Origin of the sequence: Nocardia sp. NPDC050799, from assembly GCF_040654015.1 — a bacterium.
Lineage (GTDB): Bacteria > Actinomycetota > Actinomycetes > Mycobacteriales > Mycobacteriaceae > Nocardia.
On record NZ_JBFAHF010000047.1, the window covers coordinates 22261 to 43703 of the forward strand.

Here is a 21443-nt window from a genome sequence, read left to right on the forward strand (position 1 = left end):
TTGCGCTGTTCTTCTCCTGTGGTCTCCGCGCCCGGGGCGCGCCGTGGCACCAGGTTACGGCATCGTAGGTTGTCGCGGGAGCCCAGGTGAAGGGCGTCGGCGGACCCGGTTGCGGCTCACAGCGAGCGGCCGTGCCGGCGGTCCCCGGTCACAAGCGCGGGCTCACAGCAGCTCGACGAGAAACGGCAGTTCCTGGGTGGCGTACCAGGCCAGTTGATGGTCCTCGGCGTCGCCCAGTATGAACTCGGCGTCCTCGTCACCGAGGTCGGCGGCATCGACATTGTCGACCGCCTCGGCCACCGCCGGTTCGGCTTCGGCCAGGTCCAGATGAACCGACGCGATCCGCTCGTACTCGATCGGCCCGTCCAGTTTCACCACCGCGTCGTCCAGGTCCGGGCGCAGGGTCGCGCCCTCCACGTCCACCGCGATGACCGCGCGGCGGTACATCGGGGTGGTGGAACCGTGGACCTCCTCGGCCAGCAGCCGCAGTGCCGCGCGCGCGGCCTCGGCCATGGCGACCTCGGCCAGTTCTTCGTCGTCGCCCGAGGCATAGGCCTCGCGGAGCGCGGGCGTGAGCGCGAAAGCCGTCCCGCCGACCGCGTGCAGCACGCGTTTGTCCACGAGCTCGCGCAGCATCGGCACGGTGGCCGGCACGTACACGCGCATGGTCTTGCGGTCAGAGGCAGGCACCGAGTAACTCCTCCATCGATTCGGGCACCGACGCGGCCAGCACCCCGATATCGGCCATCGCCTCGCGGTCGGCGTTGAGTCCGTAGCAGACCCGCCCGTCGTAGGACGTGATCCCGATACTCGTCGCCTGGTTGCGCAGCAGTGGCGAAACCGGGTACATCTCCAGCATCCGCGCGCCGCCGACGAACATCGGCGTCTGCGGGCCCGGCGCGTTGGTGATCACCAGATTGAACGTATGGTCTGCGAACGTACTCGCCGCCCGCACACTCATCGCGTGCAGGCTGGCCGGAGCGAACCCGGCGAGGTGTACCAGGGTCGAGGCCCGCACGCCGTGCCGGCCGCGGGCGTCCTCGGCGGTGGCATGGGCGATATGGGACAGCCGCATGACCGGACTGGGCTCGCCGACCGGCAGGTCGATCAGGAACGGGGTGATCCCGCTGGGCAGGGTGCGCCCGGTGCCCGGTTCCCCGCTGTAGCCCGACATCGGCACGACCGCGCGCAGCACGCTCGATTCGGTCAGGCCCTTGTTCCGCGACAGCAGCCAATTGCGCAGCGCGCCGGTGACCACGGCCAGCACGACATCGTTGATCGTGCAGCCGGCCTGCTGATGCACCCGTTTGTAGTCGTCGAGCTCGGTGACCGCGACGGTGAATCGGCGCTGCCGGGAGGTGCGCGTGTTCAGCGGACTGTCCGGGGTGCCGCTGGCGGCCGAGCGCACCGCCGTCACCGCGCTCTCCACCGTCCGTCCGGCCGCGCCGATCAATCCGGCGGTGCCCGCGCCCACCTCGCGCAGCACCTCTACCGCCGAACCGGGCTGGGCCACCAGATGCCCGAGGGCACCCAGCAGGAGATCGGTGTCGCTGGGTTCGCGGCGGGGGATCCACGCGTCGTCCGCTATCTCGCGCGGGGACTCGGCCCCGTCCACGACGACATGGCCGATCTCCAGCGCGGCGCGCCCGTCGACCAGGGCGGCGTGCGATTTCGTGTAGATGGCGCACCGCCCCCCGCTCAGCCCCTCGATCAGGTACATCTCCCACAGCGGGTGTCCCGGGTCGAGCGGCCGGGAACCCAGCCGGGCGACCAGGTCGTAGAGCCGCTCGTCGCTGCCCGGCGTGGGAAGGGCGGAACGACGCAGGTGGTAGGTGATATCGAAGCGGCTGTCCTCCACCCAGACCGGGCGCCCCAGCGACAGCGGGATCTCGCGCACTTTGCGGCGATACCGGGGCACCAGCGGCAGGCGTGACTCGACCAGATCGACCAGCGCCTGGTAGTCGAGGATCGGCTCGCCGTCGTCGCCGGTGTTGTCGAGAACGGCCAGCGACCCGATGTGTACCGGGTGGGTGGTCGATTCCAGCCGGAAGAAGTCCGCGTCCTGCGGTGTCAGCTTCGCTATCACCCTGATGTCTGCTCCTTCGGAGTCAGGAATCCGGTCTCCATTGTGACCAGGTGGTACCTGTTCCCGCACCATTGTGTGTGATATTCCGATATGTAATCGGGAGGCTTGCGCGCGAGGTCGCGGTGATATAGCCGGGCGCGGGCCCCGGCCGGCCGGTGAATGTCGAACGAGGCACACTGGCCGGGTACACGGCGGCGCCTACCATGGGAGCCGCATTACCATGAAGCAAGCTGCGGCTTCGTGGCCCGTCGCCGGGCCGCGCGCCGCCGACATCGGAGCCGAAACCGACCCAGAGGACTGACGAGACTCGTGCCTGCGCTGACACTGACGAGGTTGCTACGTTTTGGTGAGGGTCGCATGGTCAAGCGCCTCTCCCATCTCGCCGACGAGGTGATCGGGCTCGAGGGCGACTACGAGGACCTCACCGATACCGAGCTGCGCGCCAAGACCGATGAATTCCGCGAGCGGTATGCCGATGGGGAATCGCTGGACGACCTGCTGCTCGAGGCTTTCGCGGTGGCGCGCGAGGCCTCGTGGCGGGTGCTGCAGCAGAAGCACTACAGAGTGCAGATCATGGGTGGCGCGGCGCTGCATCTGGGCAATATCGCCGAGATGAAGACCGGTGAGGGCAAAACCCTGACCTCGGTGCTCCCGGCCTACCTGAACGCGATCAGCGGCGACGGCGTCCACATCGTCACCACCAACGACTACCTGGCCAAACGCGACTCCGAGTGGATGGGCCGGGTGCACCGCTTCCTGGGGCTCGAGGTGGGCGCGATCCTGTCCGGTATGACGCCGCCGCAGCGGCGCGCGGCCTACGGCGCCGATATCACCTACGGCACCAACAACGAATTCGGCTTCGACTATCTGCGCGACAATATGACGCATTCGCTGGACGATCTGGTCCAGCGCGGCCACAATTTCGCCGTGGTCGACGAGGTCGACTCGATTCTGATCGACGAGGCGCGTACTCCGCTCATCATCTCCGGCCCCGCCGACGCCTCCAGCAAGTGGTATGCCGAATTCGCCCGAATCGCACCGCTTCTCAAGAAAGATCTCCACTACGAGGTCGATATCAAGAAACGCACCATCGGCGTGCACGAAGCGGGTGTGGAATTCGTCGAGGACCAGCTCGGTATCGACAATCTCTACGAGGCCGCCAACTCCCCGCTGGTGAGCTACCTGAACAACTCCGTGAAAGCCAAGGAGCTCTACACCAAGGACAAGGACTACATCGTCCGCGACGGTGAGGTGATCATCGTCGACGAGTTCACCGGGCGCATCCTGGTCGGCCGCCGCTACAACGAGGGCATGCACCAGGCGATCGAGGCCAAGGAAGGGGTCGAGATCCAGCCGGAGAACCAGACCCTGGCCACCATCACGTTGCAGAACTACTTCCGCCTCTACGACAAGCTCTCCGGGATGACCGGTACCGCCGAGACCGAGGCGGCCGAGCTGCATCAGATCTACAGCTTGGGTGTCATCCCGATCCCGACCAACAAGCCGCCGATCCGTATCGACCAGGCCGACCTGATCTACAAGACCGAAGAGGCGAAGTTCAACGCCGTGGTCGACGACGTGGTGGAACGCCACCAGGCGGGCCAGCCGGTGTTGATCGGTACCACCAGCGTGGACCGTTCGGAGTATCTGTCCAAGCAGCTCACCAAGCGCGGTGTCCCGCACAATGTGCTGAACGCGAAGTTCCACGAGAAGGAAGCGCAGATCATCGCGGAGGCGGGCCGCCCCGGCACGGTGACCGTCGCGACGAATATGGCCGGCCGCGGTACCGATATCGTGCTCGGCGGCAACCCCGACATCATCACCGACACCCTGCTGCGCCAGCAGGGCCTGGATCCGGTGAACACCCCCGAGGAATACCAGGCCAACTGGTTCCACGCGCTGGAGAAGGTGAAGAAGCAGGTCGCCGAGGACGCCGAGGCGGTGAAGGAGGCCGGCGGTCTCTACGTGCTCGGTACCGAGCGCCACGATTCCCGGCGTATCGACAACCAGTTGCGCGGCCGGTCCGGCCGCCAGGGCGACCCGGGTGAATCGCGGTTCTACCTCTCGCTCGGCGACGAGCTCATGCGCCGTTTCAACGGCGCGGCACTGGAGTCGATCATGACCCGGCTCAACCTGCCCGACGATGTGCCGATCGAGGCGAAGATGGTCTCCAAGGCCATCAAGAGCGCGCAGACCCAGGTCGAGCAGCAGAACTTCGAGATCCGCAAGAACGTGCTCAAGTACGACGAGGTGATGAACCAGCAGCGCACCATCATCTACGAGGAGCGCAACCAGATCCTGCGCGGCGAGGATATGGAGGGCCAGGTCCAGAGCATGATCACCGATGTGATCACCGCCTACGTGGACGGCGCCACCGCCGAGGGCTATGTGGAGGACTGGGATCTCGACAAGCTGTGGGGCGCGCTGAAAACGCTCTATCCGGTGAGCCTGAATCACCGCGACATCACCGGTGAGACCGAGGTCGGCGAGGCCGGGGAGATCACCCGCGAGGATCTGCTCGAAACCCTCCTCGACGACGCGCACGCCGCCTATGAGCAGCGCGAGTCCGAGATCGACGGCCTGGCCGGCGAGGGCAGTATGCGCACCCTGGAACGCCAGGTGCTGCTGTCGGTGCTGGACCGGAAGTGGCGCGAGCATCTCTACGAGATGGACTACCTGAAGGAAGGCATCGGCCTGCGCGCGATGGCTCAGCGCGATCCGCTGGTGGAATACCAGCGCGAGGGTTTCGATATGTTCGCCAACATGCTGGAGGGGTTGAAGGAGGACGCCGTCGGCATCCTGTTCAACGTCCAGGTGGAGGTCCAGCAGCCGCAACCCGACGGTGTCCAGGTGGGCCAGGGTCTGCGTTCCCCGATCGGCTCGCAGCCGGTGCCGCCGGAGAGCCAGTACCCCACCGAGAAGCTGCCGATCCTCAACGGTGCGCCGCCGGCGCTGCGCGCCCGCGGTATCGACGATTCGGGCCCGCGGGGTCTGAGCTACTCGGGGCCGGACGAGGGCGGTCGGGCCGCGGTGCACAGCGATGAGGAAGAGTACGGCTCCGATGGGCCGACCCAGGGCACCCGGCGGGAACGTCGCGAGGCGGCCCGGGCGCAGACGAAACAGGGCCGGGGCCCCAAGACCCGTCGTAAGCACTGATTTCGAAACAGGCGGCGCCGCTCCCGGATACCGGGCGCGGCGCCGTCGTGTCGGAGGGGTATCCGAATGCCCGCGTGGGCTTGCCGCTCAGCCCAGCAGGGAGTGCTGTGGGCAGTAGGCGCCGACCGCGGCTTCCAGGAACAGGTAGGGGTACTCCACGAACGGCCGTGCTTCCTCGGCGAGATAGGTGCGGTTCGCCGGGGTGTTGCCGGAATTGCCGAGGTAATCGCACTGGGCGTGCGCGAGGGCGATCGCCGCGTCCTGGAGCTGGCGGGTTTCGTCGTCGAACGCACTGGCGCGGAGGAATTCTCGGTCGGTGAAGGGTAGCTGCGCGACGGAATCGTCCTTGCCCGCCGGGCTGTGCACACCCGCCGAGCCCGGCCGCGAGACGCCGGGAGGGTGTGCCGAGGCACTGGAGAAGCTGCCGAACACGAGCGCGGCCGTGACCGCGCCGATGGCCAGAATTTTGAGCATCGTTCCTTCTGTGTTCGTTGGTGCGGGACGGGATGGTGGGGCAGCGGGGCCCGCCATGACGGCTCGGGCCCGGACTGTCGCGCCGACGTCTCGGCGTCGTCTCGGCCGAATAACTTCGGTGCGCGCCGCATATTAACGCGGCGCGAAGCCGACGGTTTGCTGATTCGCCGTGCGTCGCCGAACATCCCATCAATTTGCCCGATCGATCTCCGGGAATATGTGTTGACCAGGTGTGTTCCCGGTGTTCGCGCGCCCTGGGCCGTGCCGGATGAGGGCGCATGTTTGGACTCGGCTCGAGGCAAAGGGTTCGCAGCCGCGTGCGTGGACCGCACGATATCCGGGCAGCGCAACCACATCACAAGGGACAGAACCCATGCCAGTACGTCCGGATACGACACGGAGTCACCGACGGCCGAGGGCCGTCGCGTGCGTCGCGGTGGTCACCGCCCTGCTGATGCTGCTGTGTGCGTGTGGTGCGGGCGGCGAGGCCGCGCGCACAGCCGACGGGAAGACCATCCTGCGCTATCAGGGCTGGGCCGGGAAGGTGGGATTTCACGAACTGGCCGCCGACCTCGGCTACTTCGACAAGATCCAGCTGGAGTGGGTCGGCGATACCACCAGCGGTCCGCAGGACATCCAGTCGGCGGCCACCGGCGAGATCGAATTCGGGTCGGCGTTCAACGGTGCCGTCGTCAAGCTCAACGCGGCCGGTGCGCCCATCACTTCGGTGCTCAGCTCCTACGGTGCCGACGCGCACGAGTACACCGGGTACTACGTGCTGGAGAACAGCCCGATCCGGTCGGCCCGCGACCTGATCGGCAAGAAGATCGGGATGAACACCCTCGGTGCGCATCACGAATTTCTCACCCGCGAATGGCTGGCCCAGCAGGGACTCACTCCGGACGAGCTCGAGTCGGTGCAGCTGGTGGTGGTACCGCCGGTGAACACCGAGCAGGCGCTGCGCGAGGGGCAGATCGATGTCGCCACGTTGAATTCGATCCAGCGGGAGAGCGCCCTCGAACGGGGCGGTATCCGGGCCCTGTTCACCGACCGGGACCTGTTCGGCGCGTTCAGTTACGGCACGTACGTGATGCGCGACGATTTCATCGCCGCCAACCCCGAGGCGGTGCGCGATTTCGTCCAGGGCACCGCGCGGGCCATCCGCTGGACCCAGGTCCATCCGCGGGAAGAGGTGGTGGCCCGCTTCCTGGACATCATCCACACGCGGGGCCGCACGGAGAGCGCCGAACCCGTGAAGTACTGGCGCAGTTCCGGGATCCCGGTACCGGGCGCGGTGATCGCCGAACGCGAACTGCAGATCTGGATCGACTGGCTGGTCCGCAACGGCGAACTCGACGAGGGCAAGCTCGCGGCCCGCGACCTCTACACCAACGAGTACAACCCGTACGCCAACGGCACCTACCCCGCCGACAGCGGTCCCGACGGACACGCTCTGGCCGGTGCGAAATGAGCGCTGAAGCCGGCTCTGCCCGGATCAGCTGACCGGGAAGCCCCGCTTCCCCGGCCGGCAGGCCGACTCGCCGCGATCGACACCATTGCCCTCGACCTCGCCGACGGCGAGGTCGAGGGGGCCCGTCGGACGCAGGCGGGGGAAGCGGACCCACCGCGCGCTACTCCTCGTGCTCCAAATTCCGGTCCAGCCGCAGGAGCACCTCGGCGACCTGGTCCTGGGTCCATTCGATCATTCGTTTGGTGCCCATTCCGGTCGCTACCTCTACGTCCTGGTTCATCGGGATCACATAGCGTCCGTCGTCGGGCAGATCCCGCCAGCGCATCCCCATATCCACTCGGCCGCGCGGCCCGAACATGGAGCGGCCTTGGAAGACCTGGATCGTCCCGGCCGCGGTCGCGGGCGCCGCGAGAAAGGCCGCGCTACGGTAGGCCTCGTCGTCCTCGGCTTCGTCATCGTCGGAGATCAGCGGGATGTACGGCCGGGTATCCGGCGCGGTCGCCGGATCGACCAGGGTGATCTGCGGCATCCGGCCGGCCGGCGCCACCGGCAGTTCGGCCAGGACCGATTCGGCGAGGGCGTGCGGATCACAGGCGGTCACATCGAAACCGCCGCTGTGCCAAACGGTTTCGCCGGGGCGCTGGGTGATCACGAAACCACGCGCCCGCTGCCGGACCGCGTGCACCCGAATCCAGCCGGCGGGCTCCTCGGCGTCCTGATCGTTCCAGGCCTTCGCCGTGATCGTGACATCCGGACGCGAGATGGCATCGGCCATGGCGTAGAGATCGGAATCGTCGCGGTCGTGCAGCGTGCGTAGCGCTTCGGCCTTCTCGATGCGGTAGTCCGCGGCGAGCCGGGTCCGGCTGGTGTAGGTGAACGGCTCCGGTAACCCACCCTGCCGGAATTCCGCACACAACACGACGAATTCCAGATCGGTCAATTCCCAGGTACGAATCACTGTTCGATCACCGGCCGCACCTTGGACGGCGTGTCCTCGAAAACCTCGTCCAGATTCGCACGAGAGGTGAGGAACTCGGCCGGGGTGTGGTTACCGCTCTGCCCGGGCGTACTGGCCGCGCCGGCCCCCGCGCCCGGCGCGCCCATCATCGGCATCCCGGGAGTTCCGCCGGGATTCGAGCCACCCGGCGTCCCCGAGTATCCGGCGAGTTCGAGACCCGGACTGGGGAGGGAGGCCCGGGGGAAGGTGCTGTGGCCGGGTTCGGATCCCGGATACGGGGCGAGCGCCGGGGGTCCTGCATCGCCGGCCGGCAGACCGGCGCCGCCGGGGACCCCGCCCATCGCCGGCTGGGTCGGCTCCGGCTCCGGCTCCAGCATCCCGCTCAAATGCTCCTGCAGTTGCGCCGGATCGAGCATCTGCGCGAATTCCTCCATTCCCGGCATCGTGCCGGCGCCACTCAGGGAGAATGCCTGGATTCCCTGGGTCAGCATATTGATCAACCGGTCCAGGGCGTTCTGGCTCTGCCCGGCGGGATCCCCGGCGGGCAGCGCGCCGGGGTCCGTGCCGAGCAGGGCGGAAAGCGCCGATTCCGGATCGGTTCCGCTCTCGTCCCCGGCGGGCACTACCCCGTCGACCCCGGATGGCACTGCCTCGGCGCCGAACAGTGTGGAGTCCGATCCGTACGGTGAGTCCTCCGAGTACAGCTCCGCCAGCAAGGTGTCCTGCAATTCCTGCGGCATCTCGTCGACGGGGATGCCGGTGATCTTCGACAAGGCGTCGGCGAGGGTCGGGGGCTTGCCGTTCTGACCGGTGATCGGGATGTTCTTCAGGGCATCGGGCAATAGTGATGTGGGGATGCCGGTGAGCCTGCCGAGTACATCGGCGGCGGTGGGGTTCTTCGGCATGGTGGTACCGGTGACCGGCGTCGGGATGCCCGGGACGGGTTGGCCGCCGTTTTCGCTCTCGGTGGGTTCCTGGGAGGTATCACCGGCCGGCCGGCCGCCGGAGCCGTACTCGGCTTCGTCGTAGCTGGGGACATGAGGCGTTTCTTCGCCACCGCCTGGGGTGTTTCCGCCCTGGTTACCACCTTGGCCTTGGTCGCCACCTTGGCCGCTGCCTTGGCCTTGGCCTTGGCCGCTGCCTTGGCTTTGGCTACTGCCTTCGCCCTGACCCTGACCCTGACCAGCGCCCTGACCCTGACCAGCGCCCTGACCCTGACCACTGCCTTCGCCTTGGCCTTGACCGGTGCCTTCGCCCTGGCCCTGCCGGGAACCGTCCGCGAAGCCTTGCTCGTACCCGTCGTCGTAGCCCTCGTCGTATGCCCCTTCGGGGGTCTGTTCGTTGTCGCTGCCGTTGCCATGGCCGTTCCCGCTGCCATAGCCGTTGCCGTCCCCGCTGCCGCTGCCATGGCCGTTGCCGTTCCCGCTGCCGTCGCCGTTGCCGCTATTGGATGGCGGTCCGGGTTCGGCGATCGGCCCTTCGATCACCGGCATCTCCGCCAGGGTGTTGGTCATGCCATTCGCGTAATGCTTGACCCACTCCTCGCGATACCGCGTGAGCACTGTCTGCTCGACCGACAGACTGCGGAATGTGAAATCTTCCTGTGGCATCGACAGTTGGGTGCGACGCAGCCATTCCGAGGTGTAGTGCAGGTTCTCGCTCATCGAGAACATCGAATTCCACAGCGGGCCGATGGAGTCCACGTAGTTCTTGGTCGCCGTCCGCGCCCGGTCCGCGGCCAGGCCGAGCCATTTGTCCTGGATACTCTCGATCGCGCCGTCGAATTTCTCCAGTTCGGATTTCACATGGCCGGCCAGCCGCCACCACGCGAGGGCCGCGTTGTACGTATTCGTCACATCGCCGGGCAGGTCACGGGCGAGTCCCCGGAAAGTGGTGAAGCCGAGCGAGGTACTCTCCTCCAGCCCGACGGTGTCCGGTGAGATCGACTCCTGGCGGCCCTCATAGTTCGTGAGCTCGCTGGGCAGGCCGTATGCGGACTGCACATGGATATCGTCGGCTGTTCCGTCGAAGCCCGCGTCCTGCAATCCACCGATGGGCCGGGGAAGATCGTCGTACCGGGTATCGCCGCTGTCCAGGCTCAGATCCGGCGATGTGGGTTCATACGGAATGTGAAAGTCGGCGAGCTCGTCGAGCGCAAGGTTGTCCGCGTTCGCCGACTCCGTTCTGCGGTAGTACAGGCCGGCTTGAACAAATGCCTCACCCATTTCCCGGGCGATATTGACGTGGTCCTGTAGCACCGTGTACAAGCGTTCGGCGCGCTGTTCGTATATTCCGGTGAGGTTGATACCCGAGGTCAGAAAATTCCCGGCGATGTTCACCATATCGTCGAGCTTCTCGTTCTGGATCGCCTCTCGCGCGCGCAGCAACTGGTCGACCAGGCGTTTGGCGGCTTCGGCGCCGGTGACCGCGGCGGCGGGGTCGAAATACAGCAGGTCCTGGGATGCCTCCTGTTTCAGACCGGCCCAGGTGCCGGGCTCTTGAACCATCGGAACTGACCTTCCCTCGGAGACCGGACCGCCGCGAAGCGCTCCACGCGTGCGTCCGGCGAGCGCGCCGAACACACCTCCGTATTACATCGGGGGACCGTAAATATCCTATGGCGCACAGGTGAATTCGATGCCGCTCGGCCTCGCCCCTGCGGCGATCGGTGCCCGGGCGGTACCGGCGGAACACAGGTGCGGGATGCGGCTCCGGTCGGCGTGTTCGACTCGCGCTGACGCAAATGGTTCAGACTTCGGAGCCACGGCCGCACCATTGCGGGAGCCCCAGCACCTGACGGACAACCATTGGCCGGTGACAAATGAGCAGCACACCCAAACTTCGCCTGGCTCAGGTGAGCAAGAGATTCCCGATCCGGGGTCAGCAGACCGAGCTGTCCGCCATCGAGGACATCACTCTCGACCTCGCCGCGGGTGAGTTCCTGGTTCTCGTCGGCCCCAGTGGTTGCGGCAAATCCACGTTGCTCGACCTGCTGGGCGGCCTGAGCACCCCCACCTCCGGGCAGATCCTGCTCGACGGCACGCCGATCACCGGGCCCGGCCTGGACCGCGGGATCGTTTTCCAACAGTACGCGTTGCTGCCCTGGCGCAGCGCCCGCCGCAATATCGAATTCGGGCTCGAGGCCAAAGGGGTGCCGCGCGCGGCGCGGCGCGAGCGTGCCGAGCACTACCTCGAACTCGTCGGCCTGGCCGGTTTCGCCGACCGCTACCCGCACGAATTGTCCGGCGGTATGAAACAGCGCGTGGCGATCGCCCGCAGCCTGGCCTTCGATCCCGAAGTACTGCTGATGGACGAGCCGTTCGCCGCGCTGGACGCGCAGACGCGGGAATCGCTGCAGGATGAACTGCTGCGTATCTGGGAGCGCACCGGCAAGACGATCCTGTTCATCACCCACGGCATCGACGAAGCGATCTACCTGGGTCAGCGGGTAGCGGTGCTCACCTCCCGGCCCGGCCGGATCAAAACGGTGATCGACGTCGACATCGATCGCACCGCCGAGGACATCCGCTCCGGCGCGGAGTTCCGTGCTCTCCGCCACCGGATCTGGTCCCTGCTACACGACGAGGTCGAACGCGCTCACTCGCTCGAACTCGCCGATATCTCGACGACCGAAGAGGTTCAGCATGTCTAGCGCACTCGCCGCCGGCACTCTCGACGCGCCGCGCGCCGCCGGGCCCGAGCCCGCACTCGCCCGGCCCACCGCGCCGGCGAGCCCCCCGGCCCGCCGGGCGGTGCAGCGGCTGGCCGGGCTGGCCTGGCGGGTGACGAAACCGTCGGTCGCGATCCTGGCCTTCCTGGCGCTCTGGGAGATCGCGCCCCGGGTGGGACTGGTCGACAAGGTCTTCCTACCGCCGTTCACCGAGGTCGCCGCGACCTTCTTCGAGCTGATCGGTAACGGGCAACTTTGGGAGCACGTATCGACCAGCCTGTCCCGCGCGCTCACCGGGTTCGTGATCGCGGTGGCGATCGCGGTCCCGTTGGGGGTCGCGATCGCCTGGTACCGGCCGGTGGCCGATTTCCTCAACCCGGTCCTCGAACTGTTCCGCAATACCGCGGCGCTGGCGCTGCTGCCGGTCTTCATTCTCGTCCTGGGTATCGGCGAGACCTCGAAGGTGGCGCTGGTGATCTACGCCTGCACCTTCCCGATCCTGCTCAACACCATCTCCGGGGTGCGCACGGTCGATCCGCTGCTCGTCAAATCCGCGCGTTCGCTGGGCTTCTCCCAGATCGCGCTGGTGTACAAGGTGGTGCTGCCGGCGGCGGTACCGACCATCTTCACCGGCCTGCGGATGGCCGCGGCGTCCTCGATCCTGGTGCTCATCGCGGCCGAGATGGTCGGGGCGAAGGCCGGGCTCGGGTACCTGATCACCGCCGCGCAGCTGAACTTCCAGATCCCCGATATGTACGCGGGGATCATCGCCATCGCGCTGGTCGGCCTGATCTTCAACGCGGTCCTCGTGTTCGTCGAGCGTCGGCTGTCCCGCTGGCGCGTAGCTCTCTAGACAGGTAGTGATGTCGCACCAACTCCACCTCAACGCGTTCCTCATGGGTGTCGGCCACCACGAAGCGGCCTGGCGGCATCCGCGGACCGAGGCGCGCGATGTGCTGCGGGTCGGCCATTTCCAGGAACTCGCGCGGATCGCCGAACGCGGCAAACTCGATTCGGTGTTCTTCGCCGACGGCCTCGCGGTGGGTCCGCGGATCGAGCGCAACACCCAGGCGGTGTTCGAACCGATCACCCTGCTGTCGGCGATGGCGGTGGTGACCGAGCGGGTCGGACTCATCGCCACCGCCTCCACCGGTTACAACGAGCCCTACAACCTCGCCCGGAAATTCGCCTCGCTCGATCAGATCAGCGGTGGGCGGGCCGGTTGGAATATCGTCACCTCCGGGACCGCCGACGAAGCCGCCAATTTCGGCTACGACGAAGTGCCCGACCACGACGGCCGGTATGTGCGGGCAGCGGAGTTCGTCGATGCCGCGACGGCGCTGTGGGACTCCTGGGAGGACGACGCCGTCGTGCTCGACGCCGAGACAGGGGTATTCGCCGACCCGTCGAAGGTGCACACGATCGACCACCACGGGGACCGCTTCACGGTGCGCGGCCCGCTCAATGTGCCGCGGTCGGCGCAGGGACGCCCGCTGCTCGTGCAGGCAGGTTCCTCGACCAGCGGTAAGGATTTCGCCGGTCGCTACGCGGAGGCCGTTTTCACCGCGCAACGCTCCATCCCGGCGGGGCGGGAGTTCTATCGCGAGGTGAAGGCGCTGGCCGCCGGCCACGGTCGCGATCCGGGCGACGTGCTGATCCTGCCCGGGATCGTGCCGTTCATCGCCGAGACCGAGGCGGCCGCGAAGCGGCTCGAGCAGGAGTTCACCGATCTGATCTCCCCGGAGTACTCGCTGCGCCAGCTCTCTCAGATGCTCGGCCTGGACCTGACCGGCCATCCGCTCGACGCGCCGCTGCCGCCGTTGCCCCCGATCGACCGGATCCAGGGCAACAAGAGCCGATACCAGCTGGTCAAGGATCTGGCCGGCCGGGAGTCGCTGACCGTGCGGGCACTCATCGCCGCGCTTGGCGGTGGCCGGGGACATCGCACCATCGCCGGGACCCCCGAACAGATCGCCGACGATCTGCAGGCGTGGTTCGAGGCGGGTGCCGCGGACGGGTTCAATGTGATGCCCCCGTACCTGCCCGGTGGCCTGATCGATTTCGTCGACCAGGTGGTCCCGATCCTGCAGGCGCGCGGCCTGTTCCGCACGGAGTACACCGAGCGCACGCTGCGCGGGCACTACGGGCTCGGCCGCCATACGAGCCGGTTCGCCCCGGTCGCGGCGGGCGCCTAGCAACACGGCGCGGCGGGCCCGGTAGCGCCGCGGCGGGCGTGCGGCAGCGCCCGCAACCGGCGGAGCCGGCCCTGCGGCCGGTCTCGCCTACCTCCGGTCGGCGGGGTGTCGGCTTCGTCGGCGCGAGGGTGGTCGGCCGCCGGGCTCCGTCGTCCGGGCTCGCCGCGTAGCTGCGCTGAGCCCCGCGGCCGAGAAGCAGCGCGTTCCGCCGTGGCGCCGGCCGGCTGCTCCGCACCGAGGGCGCTCGCCGGCACGGTCAGCGCGCGGCGGCGCGGACGAGTTCGAGCAGTTCGGTCTCGTCGAGGTCGATGCGACGGGCGGCCGCCACGAGTTGCCGGGCGAGTTCGATCACGGCCGCCCGCCCGTCCGGTGTCCCGGCGCGGACGGTGGCGCCGCGCCCGCGGCGCAGTTCGATCAGCCCTTCGTCGCGTAACCGCTGATAGCCCGCGAGCACGGTATGGATACTCACGTCCAGCGACGCCGCGAGTTCCCGGGCGCCGGGCAGCCGGGTGCCGGCGGGCGCGTCACCGTCGGCGATCGCCCGCCGGACACAGGCCGCGATCTGGTCGGCCAGCGGTTCGGGCCGCGCCGGGTCGACACGGATCAGCACCGGGTTCGGTCCGCCCGTTCGACGACACCGGCCAGGACACCGGCGCCCGTGCCGGCGTCGTCGACCGAGACCACGAACCGGCGCCCCGAGCGGCGGGTCACCACGATGCCGGGTCCGGCGCGGAGCACCACGGCCGTGGCGCCCGGGATTACCCGGATGCCGTACCCGCCGTACCGGACGGGGGAGATGTCGTCGGCCGATACCTCCGTGATGTCGCCGGGCCGCAGCCGCCACCGGGGCCAGCCCAGCAAGCCGGTCCCCACGGTGAGGCCGTGCTGGTCCACGACCACCCGCAGCAGCGCCAGTTGTGCGAGCAGCACCCCGGTGAATGCCAGCAGTACCCCGGTCAGCGGCTGGGCGACGAAGCCGACCACCACTCCCATGAGTACGGCGATCACACCGGTCAGCAGCATCCACGGTGACACCGCCCGTCGTGACCAGCTGACGCGTTCGGTGCGGCCGAGAGCGAGGGGTTCGGCCGGTGCCGGACCCGGCGTCACCGGGCTCGCCGGTGCGGCGAGCCAGCCCGCCGCAGCGAACAGCAACCCGGCGACCGCCGCGGCCGCGAACGCCCAGCCCGAGAGCGTGACCCGCGCGGGATCGGCGGCGTCCAGGTTGGCGATGGTGCCCGCCATCATGATCGCGCCGACGAATCCGCCCACGCCCCAGGCCGTGGCGACCAGTGACCGGATCGGGTCCAGGGGAGTATCGGCCCGGCGTGCGTTGGTGCGTGCCCCCACCACGAGGATCGCGGCGAACAGGACTCCCAGGCCGAGACCCAGGCCGGCGGAGACGAACATCGTCGGTACCCGTCCGGTGAACCCGTCGGCGCCGTCGGCGGCGAAATGGGTGGCCAGCGGATCGGGCAGCCGGTCGGCCGCCGCGGCGAGCAACACGATGTTGGGCACGGCGGACAGGATCGGCGGGAGTCCGGCGAGTAGGCAGAGCCGGAGCGAATTCAGGGTGGTCATGGGCACCTCCTTGTTAGGGTTAAACCATAACAAACTATTCAATCGACCTCTGCCTGCGGCATGGTCCGAACCGGCTCGCCGCGCAGCGTGCGAATGTGCCCGCGGGTGCGTTGAGTTCTTCGCGGAGGCTCCGATCGGCTTCGGTGGCCGCCGGGATCACGGCGCGGCCGGCCCCGCCGATGTCCTCGATGCGGGATTGCGAACCCGCTGAACAGCGGGTTCGCGGTTCTGTGACGTGCCTGGATCCGTTATTCCATGACGAGGACGGCCGAGGCGTGGGCAGGGAGCGTCAGGCGACCACCTCGGACGGCGTGGGCTGTCGGTGTGCCTGTCGGCGTCGACGCGTCGACCGAGTACAGCGTCGATCGTTCGCTCCAGTCGCCGATTTCGATGTTTACGGGCAGGCTTCGCTTGTTCACGAGTACGACGCGGCGGCGCCCGTCGGCACCGACGATGGCCTGCGCGTGGACGCGCGCGTCGGGATAACCGGGCGCTCCGGTTATGGTGGGCACGAGCCGGTCGCCGAGGTTGGTGTGGTCGACCATGAGTTTAGTTGCGTGGTAGCGGGCGTTCGGCTCGCCGGTGTCCCAATCGACCAGCGATGTTCCTGGGATCATGCCCGGATAGCCGGGGAACTCGGCGACTCCGAAGAGGCCGATGTCGAGCTCGAGGCATCGTGCCCACAGGTATGTGATCATCGGCTCCGTCGCGCTTTCCCTGATCAACGGCGCGGTCCTGCAATGGCTGGTCGATCCCGCCGACTCTCGCGGCGCGAGCCGAATCGCCGCCGCCCTGGCCATATTGGCGCCCGAACCAGTTTCGTGAAAGCGCTCCGCGATGGGTCCGACCGTCGCCTTCTGCTCTCCGGCCCGTGTCTTGGCCCCGGCTGCCGTAACCGGCGTGTTCACCACTGGTCGTTGGAGTTCAGCGCGACCAGCAGGCGGCGGATCGCGGCCACTCGCCGCGCTTTGTCCGGGAGTTCGTCCAGCGCGCATTCCGGATCGGCGGGCGGGCCCAGATGCGTACAACCGCGTGGGCAGTCCTCGATCGCCGTGGCGAGATCGGTGAAGGCCGCGATCACATCGTCGGGTGTGATGTGGGCGAGGCCGAACGACCGGATGCCCGGAGTGTCGATGACCCAGCCGCCACCCGGCAGCGCCAGCGCGACCGACTGCGTGGAGGTGTGTTTACCCTTGCCGACCCCGGACACCTCGCCGACCGCCCGCTCGGCGTCGGGAACCAGCCGGTTGACCAGGGTGGATTTCCCCACCCCGGAATGTCCCAGGAAACAGGTGAGATGGCCGGTCAGCAGGGCCAGTGCCGCGTCGAGCGGATCGTCGATCCCCGCGTAGACGATGGTCAGGTCCAGATCGTCGAACGCGGCCGCGAATTCCGAGTCCCCGGCCAGGTCGTGTTTGGTGAGACACAGGACCGGCTCCAGACCGCCCGCGTAGGCGGCCACCATGGTCCGCTCCACGAACCCGGTGCGCGGCGGCGGGTCGGCCAGCGCCACCACGATGAACAACTTCTCGGCATTACCGACCACCACCCGCTCGAACGGATCGGTGTCGTCGGCGGTGCGCCGCAGCACGGTGGTGCGCTCGGTGACCCGGACGATCCGCGCGAGGGTGTCGGGCCGGCCGGACAGGTCGCCGACCACCTCGACCCGATCGCCGACCACGATGGGGGTGCGTCCCAGTTCCCGGGCCCGCATGGCCACCAACGGACGCCGCGGATCGCCGTCGAGCACACACCCCCAGCGCCCCCGGTCCACCGAGACGACCATGGCCGGTTGCGCGTCCAGGTGTTCCGGGCGGGTCTTGGTTCGCGGCCGGGAACTCCGCCCGGGACGTACCCGGACATCGGATTCGTCGTAGGAGGCGGTGGTGCGGCCGCGCCGGCTCAGTGAGCCGCTCCCGGTCCGGCCGACTGCGGGTCGAGCATCGATTCCCACAGGGCGACGAAATCGGGCAGGGTCTTGGCGGTCGTCCCGATGTCCTCGATCTCGATCCCCGGTACGGCGAGCCCGAGAATCGCGCCGGCGGTGGCCATCCGGTGGTCGGCGTAGGAATGCCAGCGGCCGCCGTGCAGCGGGGCGGGGACGATCTCCAGGCCGTCCTCGGTTTCGGACACCTGCCCGCCGAGTCGGTTGATCTCGGTGGACAGCGCGGCCAGCCGATCTGTTTCGTGCCCGCGCAGATGGGCGATACCCCGCAGCCGGGACTCCGAATCGGCCAGTGCCGCCAGCGCCGCGACCGTCGGGGTCAGCTCGCCCACATCGTGCAGATCGATATCGATACCGGCCAGCCGGTCCGGACCGGTCACGGTGAGTGCGCCGTCACTGAAACCGGCTTCGGCGCCCATCCGCACCAGGATCTCCCGGATCACATCGCCGGCCTGGGTGGTCAGCCGCGGCCAGTGCGGGATGCGGACGCTGCCGCCGGTGACCGCGGCCGCGGCCAGGAACGGGGTGGCATTGGACAGGTCCGGCTCGACCGTCCAGTCGACCGCGCGGATCGGGCCGGGGAACACGGTCCAGGTCTGCTCGCCCCGGACATCGGCGGGCGCCTCGACCACGACATCGGCACGGCGCAGCATCTCGACCGTCATCTCGATATGCGGCATGGAGGGCAGCGCGCTCCCGGAATGGCGCACCACCACGCCCTCGTCGAAACGCGCCCCCGACAGCAGCAGACCAGAGACGAATTGCGAGGAACCGGAGGCGTCGATGGTGATGGCGCCACCGCGCAGGGCACCGGTCCCGCGCACGGTGAACGGCAGGGCGTCACCCTCGATATCCGCGCCGAGCCCACGCAGGGCGTCGAGGATGGTGCGCAGCGGGCGGACCCGGGCGGCGATATCGCCGTCGAAGGCGGTCTCGCCCACCGCGAGGGTCGCCACCGGGGGCACGAAACGCATCACGGTTCCGGCCAGGCCGCAGTCGACCCGCCCGCCCTGTAGCGGCGCGGGGGTGACGGCAAGAGTGTCGGCGTCGCCGATGATCTGGGTGCCCAGGGCACGCAGCGCGGCAATCATCAGGCCGGTGTCACGGCTGCGCAGGGCTCCGGTGATGGTCGAGGGGCCATCGGCGAGCGCGGCCAGGACCAGTGCTCTGTTCGTGATCGATTTGGAGCCGGGCAGGGTGACGGTCGCATGCACTGGGGCATCGACATGGGGCGCTGGCCAGAAACTCACCCGACCATCTTGGCGCATCGGGCCGACAGGCGTGTCGGTGGTGCTCGTCAGTGTGTCGCCGAGCACCACCGATCGCGTCCTCACCTGTGGTGGCCGGACTACTTGTTCCGGCCGTGCAGCAGCGGAACCATCTTGCGCAGCATCTTCATGTTCGCCTGAGTGCGGCGATAGCTCTGCAACGCCATCCCGGGAATCGTGAAGCGCTGCACCGCGATCGAATGCGGGCGGACGAATTCGCGCATACCCGGCTCACCGTGGATACGGCCGATACCGGAATCGGCGCTGCCGCCGAAGGGCAGTCCGGGGATGGCGGCGAAGCCGAGTACCGAGTTCACCGAGGTCGCGCCGACCTTCAGCCGCCGGGCGATCTCGAGTCCCTGCTTCTTCGAATACACCGCCGAGGCCAGGCCGAAGGTGGTGTTGTTGGCGAGATCCACGGCCTCGTCGATGCTGTTCACCGTGGTGACAGTGACGGTCGGGCCGAAGGTCTCCTCCTTGACCGCCGCCGAATTCTCGTCCACGTCCACCAGCACGACGGGTTCGATGAAGGGGCCCTTGATCGATTCCGGGCCGCCCAGCAGCGCTTTGCCGCCGCTGGCCAGGGCCGCGTCGATATGCTTCCTGACGATATCGATCTGGCTCGGCATGGTCATCGGGCCGTAGGCGGCGTCCTTGCCCGAACCCGGTTTCACATTTTCGAGAATGCGGGTCAGTTCGGCGAGGAACTCCTCCTTGACCGACTTGTCCACGTAGACGCGTTCCACGCCGGCGCAGGTCTGACCGCTGTTCGAGGTGGCGCCCCAGGCGATGGCGTCGGCGGCGGCCTTCACATCCGCGTCCGCCGCCACGATCACGGGGTCTTTACCGCCGCATTCCAGCAGCACCGGGGTGAGGTTCTCGGCGGCCGAGGCCATGATCTTGCGTCCGGTGGCGGCCGAACCGGTGAACGCGACCTTGTCCACTCCGGATTTCACCAGCGCGGCACCGGTCGCGCCGAAACCGTTGATCGCGACAAAAACGCCCTCGGGCAATTCCGGGTTGGCCTCGGAGAAGGCCTCGGCGAGGAAATTGCCGATTCCGGTCGAGAATTCCGACGGCTTGAACACCACGGTGTTACCGGCGGCCAGCGCGTAGGCCAGCGACCCGTTAGGGGTGTAGACGGGATAGTTCCACGGTCCGATCACGCCGATGACACCCAGCGGCCGGTATTCGATACGAGCCGAGAAGTTCGCCATCAGCGGGCCCGAGGGGACCTTCTGGGGGGACAGGACCTTCTTGGCGTGCTTGGCCGCCCATGCGATGTGCTCGAGCGCGAGCATCAGTTCCAGAAAAGCGTCGTCGAGCGGTTTACCGTTCTCGGCGTGGATGAGCGCGCAGAATTCGTCGGATTTGGCGACCAGCCGGCTGGACCAGCGCAGCAGGGCCTTCTTCCGGCCGTCGAAGCCCAGATCCTCCCAGACCGGAGCGGCGGCGCGCGCCTTCGCGACAGCCTCACCGACCACCTTCTCGTCGGCGATCGGATACGTGGCCAGGGTCGCTCCTGTGGCCGGATCGACCGAGGTGAGCACCGATTCTTTCTCGGTAGCGTTTTCGGTGGTTGTCACAGGTTCTCCTCTGCGGAAGTAGGGCGGTAGCTGCGCGCGTGAACGGGCAGCCTGTGACCGCCGCGTCCCCGATGAGAGAATGCTAAGACATAACTCTCAACACGTCACCAAGTACTGGCATCATTGTTGCGCACGGGCCCGGGATTGTCTTGATCTGTCGGTATTCGGTGTAAGTATCGGAGTATGTGCGGACGGTATGCGACAACGACGGATCCCGGCCGGCTCGCGGTCGAGTTGGACGCCATCGACGAGACCGGGGGCTTCGGAGCACCGGGCGGTGGCGGGCCGACGGCCGGGGACGCGGATAACCGCGGCGGCCGGGCGCCGGGGGCCAACTACAACGTCGCGCCGACGACGCAGATCGTCACGGTCGTCGACCGGCATACCCACGAACACCCGGACGACACACCGAGCCGTCGTATCCGGCGGATGCGCTGGGGGCTGATCCCGCACTGGAGCAAAGCCGCCGAACCGGGGGTTCCGGTGAAGGGGAAACCGCTGTTCAATGCCCGGGCAGACCGGGCGGCCACGCTCCCGTCCTTCCGGGACGCGGTGAAATACCGGCGCTGTCTGGTCCCGATGGACGGCTGGTACGAATGGCTCGTCGAACCCGATCCGGCGGGTCCGGGCAACGGGAAGAAGCCCAAGGTGGTCAAGCACCCGTACTTCATGTCCCGTCCGGACGGTGAGCGGCTGTACATGGCGGGGCTGTGGTCGGTCTGGCGAGACCGGTCGCTCGACGATCCGGAACCGCTGCTGTCGTGCACCATCCTCACCACCGACGCCGTCGGTGACCTCACCCGGATCCACGACCGGATGCCGCTGCCCATGCCCCGCGAACACTGGGACGCCTGGCTCGACCCCGATCACCGCGCCCCCGCCGACCTGCTCGGGCCGCCCAGCGCGGCTCTGGTCGCCGAGATCGCGGCCCGGCCGGTGTCGACCCTGGTGAACAGTGTGAAGAACAACGGCCCGGAACTACTGGCGTCCGCCCCCGATACGGCGGAGCAGACCACCCTGCTGTGAGGTCGCGTCGGCCCGGGACGGTGCACC

General features: G+C 68.0%; 17 protein-coding genes. 6 read left to right on the forward strand and 11 right to left on the reverse strand.

What is annotated here, in order from left to right:
* Positions 1-162 precede the first annotated feature (162 nt).
* Together AB0H42_RS31980 and AB0H42_RS31985 are read right to left on the reverse strand one after the other, a co-directional pair.
* Positions 163-666 (reverse strand): hypothetical protein, encoded by a 504-nt coding sequence (locus tag AB0H42_RS31980; protein ID WP_030523363.1) that lies wholly within the window; start codon positions 664-666, stop codon positions 163-165.
* A gap of 10 nt (positions 667-676) precedes the next feature.
* Entirely contained in the window at positions 677-2086 is a 1410-nt protein-coding gene (locus AB0H42_RS31985) for a wax ester/triacylglycerol synthase family O-acyltransferase (RefSeq protein WP_357062779.1), read from the reverse strand.
* 309 nt (positions 2087-2395) lie between these two features.
* On the opposite strand from AB0H42_RS31985, the gene secA reads away from it, so the two are divergent.
* Positions 2396-5242 (forward strand): preprotein translocase subunit SecA, encoded by a 2847-nt coding sequence (gene secA, locus AB0H42_RS31990; RefSeq protein WP_357062781.1) that lies wholly within the window; start codon positions 2396-2398, stop codon positions 5240-5242.
* A gap of 87 nt (positions 5243-5329) precedes the next feature.
* On the opposite strand, the gene AB0H42_RS31995 is transcribed toward secA, so the two are convergent.
* On the reverse strand, positions 5330-5716 hold the full coding sequence (locus AB0H42_RS31995) for a DUF732 domain-containing protein (protein WP_357062783.1): 387 nt from the start codon (positions 5714-5716) through the stop codon (positions 5330-5332).
* 454 nt (positions 5717-6170) lie between these two features.
* Between AB0H42_RS31995 and AB0H42_RS32000 the strand changes: the two genes are divergently transcribed.
* Entirely contained in the window at positions 6171-7187 is a 1017-nt protein-coding gene (locus AB0H42_RS32000) for an ABC transporter substrate-binding protein (RefSeq protein ID WP_357062803.1), read from the forward strand.
* Between the two features lie 160 nt (positions 7188-7347).
* Here AB0H42_RS32000 and AB0H42_RS32005 read toward each other — a convergent pair whose 3' ends face one another.
* Positions 7348-8145: an ESX secretion-associated protein EspG gene (locus tag AB0H42_RS32005; RefSeq protein ID WP_357062784.1), complete on the reverse strand. Its 798-nt coding sequence runs from the start codon at positions 8143-8145 to the stop codon at positions 7348-7350.
* Positions 8142-10652 carry a hypothetical protein gene (locus AB0H42_RS32010; protein ID WP_357062786.1) on the reverse strand — a complete coding sequence of 837 codons (2511 nt, stop codon included), beginning with the start codon at positions 10650-10652 and terminating at the stop codon, positions 8142-8144. Before AB0H42_RS32010 ends, AB0H42_RS32005 begins: the two co-directional genes overlap by 4 nt.
* Before the next feature lie 314 nt (positions 10653-10966).
* On the opposite strand from AB0H42_RS32010, the gene AB0H42_RS32015 reads away from it, so the two are divergent.
* From AB0H42_RS32015 to AB0H42_RS32025, 3 genes are read left to right on the forward strand one after another with little or no spacing between them, the layout of a single operon-like run.
* Positions 10967-11797, forward strand: a complete 831-nt coding sequence (locus AB0H42_RS32015; protein ID WP_357062787.1) for an ABC transporter ATP-binding protein — start codon at positions 10967-10969, stop codon at positions 11795-11797.
* Positions 11790-12668, forward strand: a complete 879-nt coding sequence (locus AB0H42_RS32020; protein WP_357062789.1) for an ABC transporter permease — start codon at positions 11790-11792, stop codon at positions 12666-12668. Before AB0H42_RS32015 ends, AB0H42_RS32020 begins: the two co-directional genes overlap by 8 nt.
* 10 nt (positions 12669-12678) lie before the next feature.
* Positions 12679-14010: an LLM class flavin-dependent oxidoreductase gene (locus tag AB0H42_RS32025; RefSeq protein WP_357062790.1), complete on the forward strand. Its 1332-nt coding sequence runs from the start codon at positions 12679-12681 to the stop codon at positions 14008-14010.
* Between the two features lie 256 nt (positions 14011-14266).
* Here the strand turns inward: AB0H42_RS32025 and AB0H42_RS32030 are convergent, their stop codons facing one another.
* The 6 genes from AB0H42_RS32030 to AB0H42_RS32055 all read right to left on the reverse strand — a co-directional run bounded on the left by AB0H42_RS32030 (position 14267) and on the right by AB0H42_RS32055 (position 20390).
* Entirely contained in the window at positions 14267-14620 is a 354-nt protein-coding gene (locus AB0H42_RS32030; protein ID WP_030523374.1) for a GntR family transcriptional regulator, read from the reverse strand.
* Positions 14614-15591, reverse strand: a complete 978-nt coding sequence (locus tag AB0H42_RS32035; protein WP_357062792.1) for a hypothetical protein — start codon at positions 15589-15591, stop codon at positions 14614-14616. The genes AB0H42_RS32030 and AB0H42_RS32035 overlap by 7 nt, the downstream gene beginning before the upstream one ends.
* A gap of 248 nt (positions 15592-15839) precedes the next feature.
* Positions 15840-16499 (reverse strand): hypothetical protein, encoded by a 660-nt coding sequence (locus AB0H42_RS32040; RefSeq protein WP_357062794.1) that lies wholly within the window; start codon positions 16497-16499, stop codon positions 15840-15842.
* Entirely contained in the window at positions 16496-17497 is a 1002-nt protein-coding gene (gene rsgA, locus AB0H42_RS32045; RefSeq protein ID WP_357062805.1) for a ribosome small subunit-dependent GTPase A, read from the reverse strand. The genes AB0H42_RS32040 and rsgA overlap by 4 nt, the downstream gene beginning before the upstream one ends.
* Positions 17494-18804: a 3-phosphoshikimate 1-carboxyvinyltransferase gene (gene aroA / locus AB0H42_RS32050; protein WP_357062806.1), complete on the reverse strand. Its 1311-nt coding sequence runs from the start codon at positions 18802-18804 to the stop codon at positions 17494-17496. Before aroA ends, rsgA begins: the two co-directional genes overlap by 4 nt.
* A gap of 80 nt (positions 18805-18884) precedes the next feature.
* A complete protein-coding gene (locus tag AB0H42_RS32055) occupies positions 18885-20390 on the reverse strand; it encodes an aldehyde dehydrogenase family protein (protein WP_357062796.1) in 1506 nt (501 codons plus the stop codon).
* Between the two features lie 183 nt (positions 20391-20573).
* Between AB0H42_RS32055 and AB0H42_RS32060 the strand changes: the two genes are divergently transcribed.
* The gene (locus tag AB0H42_RS32060) at positions 20574-21416 is read left to right on the forward strand and encodes an SOS response-associated peptidase (RefSeq protein WP_357062798.1); all 843 of its coding nucleotides are present in this window, start codon (positions 20574-20576) and stop codon (positions 21414-21416) included.
* Positions 21417-21443 lie beyond the last annotated feature (27 nt).

Excerpts from the sequence above, each read along its gene's own strand:
- aroA (WP_357062806.1), bottom strand. The coding sequence starts at position 18,804 with ATGCGCCAAGATGGTCGGGTGAGTTTCTGGCCAGCGCCCCATGTCGAT.
- AB0H42_RS32035 (WP_357062792.1), bottom strand. The coding sequence starts at position 15,591 with ATGACCACCCTGAATTCGCTCCGGCTCTGCCTACTCGCCGGACTCCCG.
- AB0H42_RS32000 (WP_357062803.1), top strand. The coding sequence starts at position 6,171 with ATGCTGCTGTGTGCGTGTGGTGCGGGCGGCGAGGCCGCGCGCACAGCC.
- AB0H42_RS32060 (WP_357062798.1), top strand. The coding sequence starts at position 20,574 with ATGTGCGGACGGTATGCGACAACGACGGATCCCGGCCGGCTCGCGGTC.
- AB0H42_RS31980 (WP_030523363.1), bottom strand. The coding sequence starts at position 666 with ATGCGCGTGTACGTGCCGGCCACCGTGCCGATGCTGCGCGAGCTCGTG.
- AB0H42_RS32010 (WP_357062786.1), bottom strand. The coding sequence starts at position 10,652 with ATGGTTCAAGAGCCCGGCACCTGGGCCGGTCTGAAACAGGAGGCATCC.
- AB0H42_RS31995 (WP_357062783.1), bottom strand. The coding sequence starts at position 5,716 with ATGCTCAAAATTCTGGCCATCGGCGCGGTCACGGCCGCGCTCGTGTTC.
- AB0H42_RS32015 (WP_357062787.1), top strand. The coding sequence starts at position 10,967 with ATGAGCAGCACACCCAAACTTCGCCTGGCTCAGGTGAGCAAGAGATTC.
- AB0H42_RS32025 (WP_357062790.1), top strand. The coding sequence starts at position 12,679 with ATGTCGCACCAACTCCACCTCAACGCGTTCCTCATGGGTGTCGGCCAC.
- AB0H42_RS32020 (WP_357062789.1), top strand. The coding sequence starts at position 11,790 with ATGTCTAGCGCACTCGCCGCCGGCACTCTCGACGCGCCGCGCGCCGCC.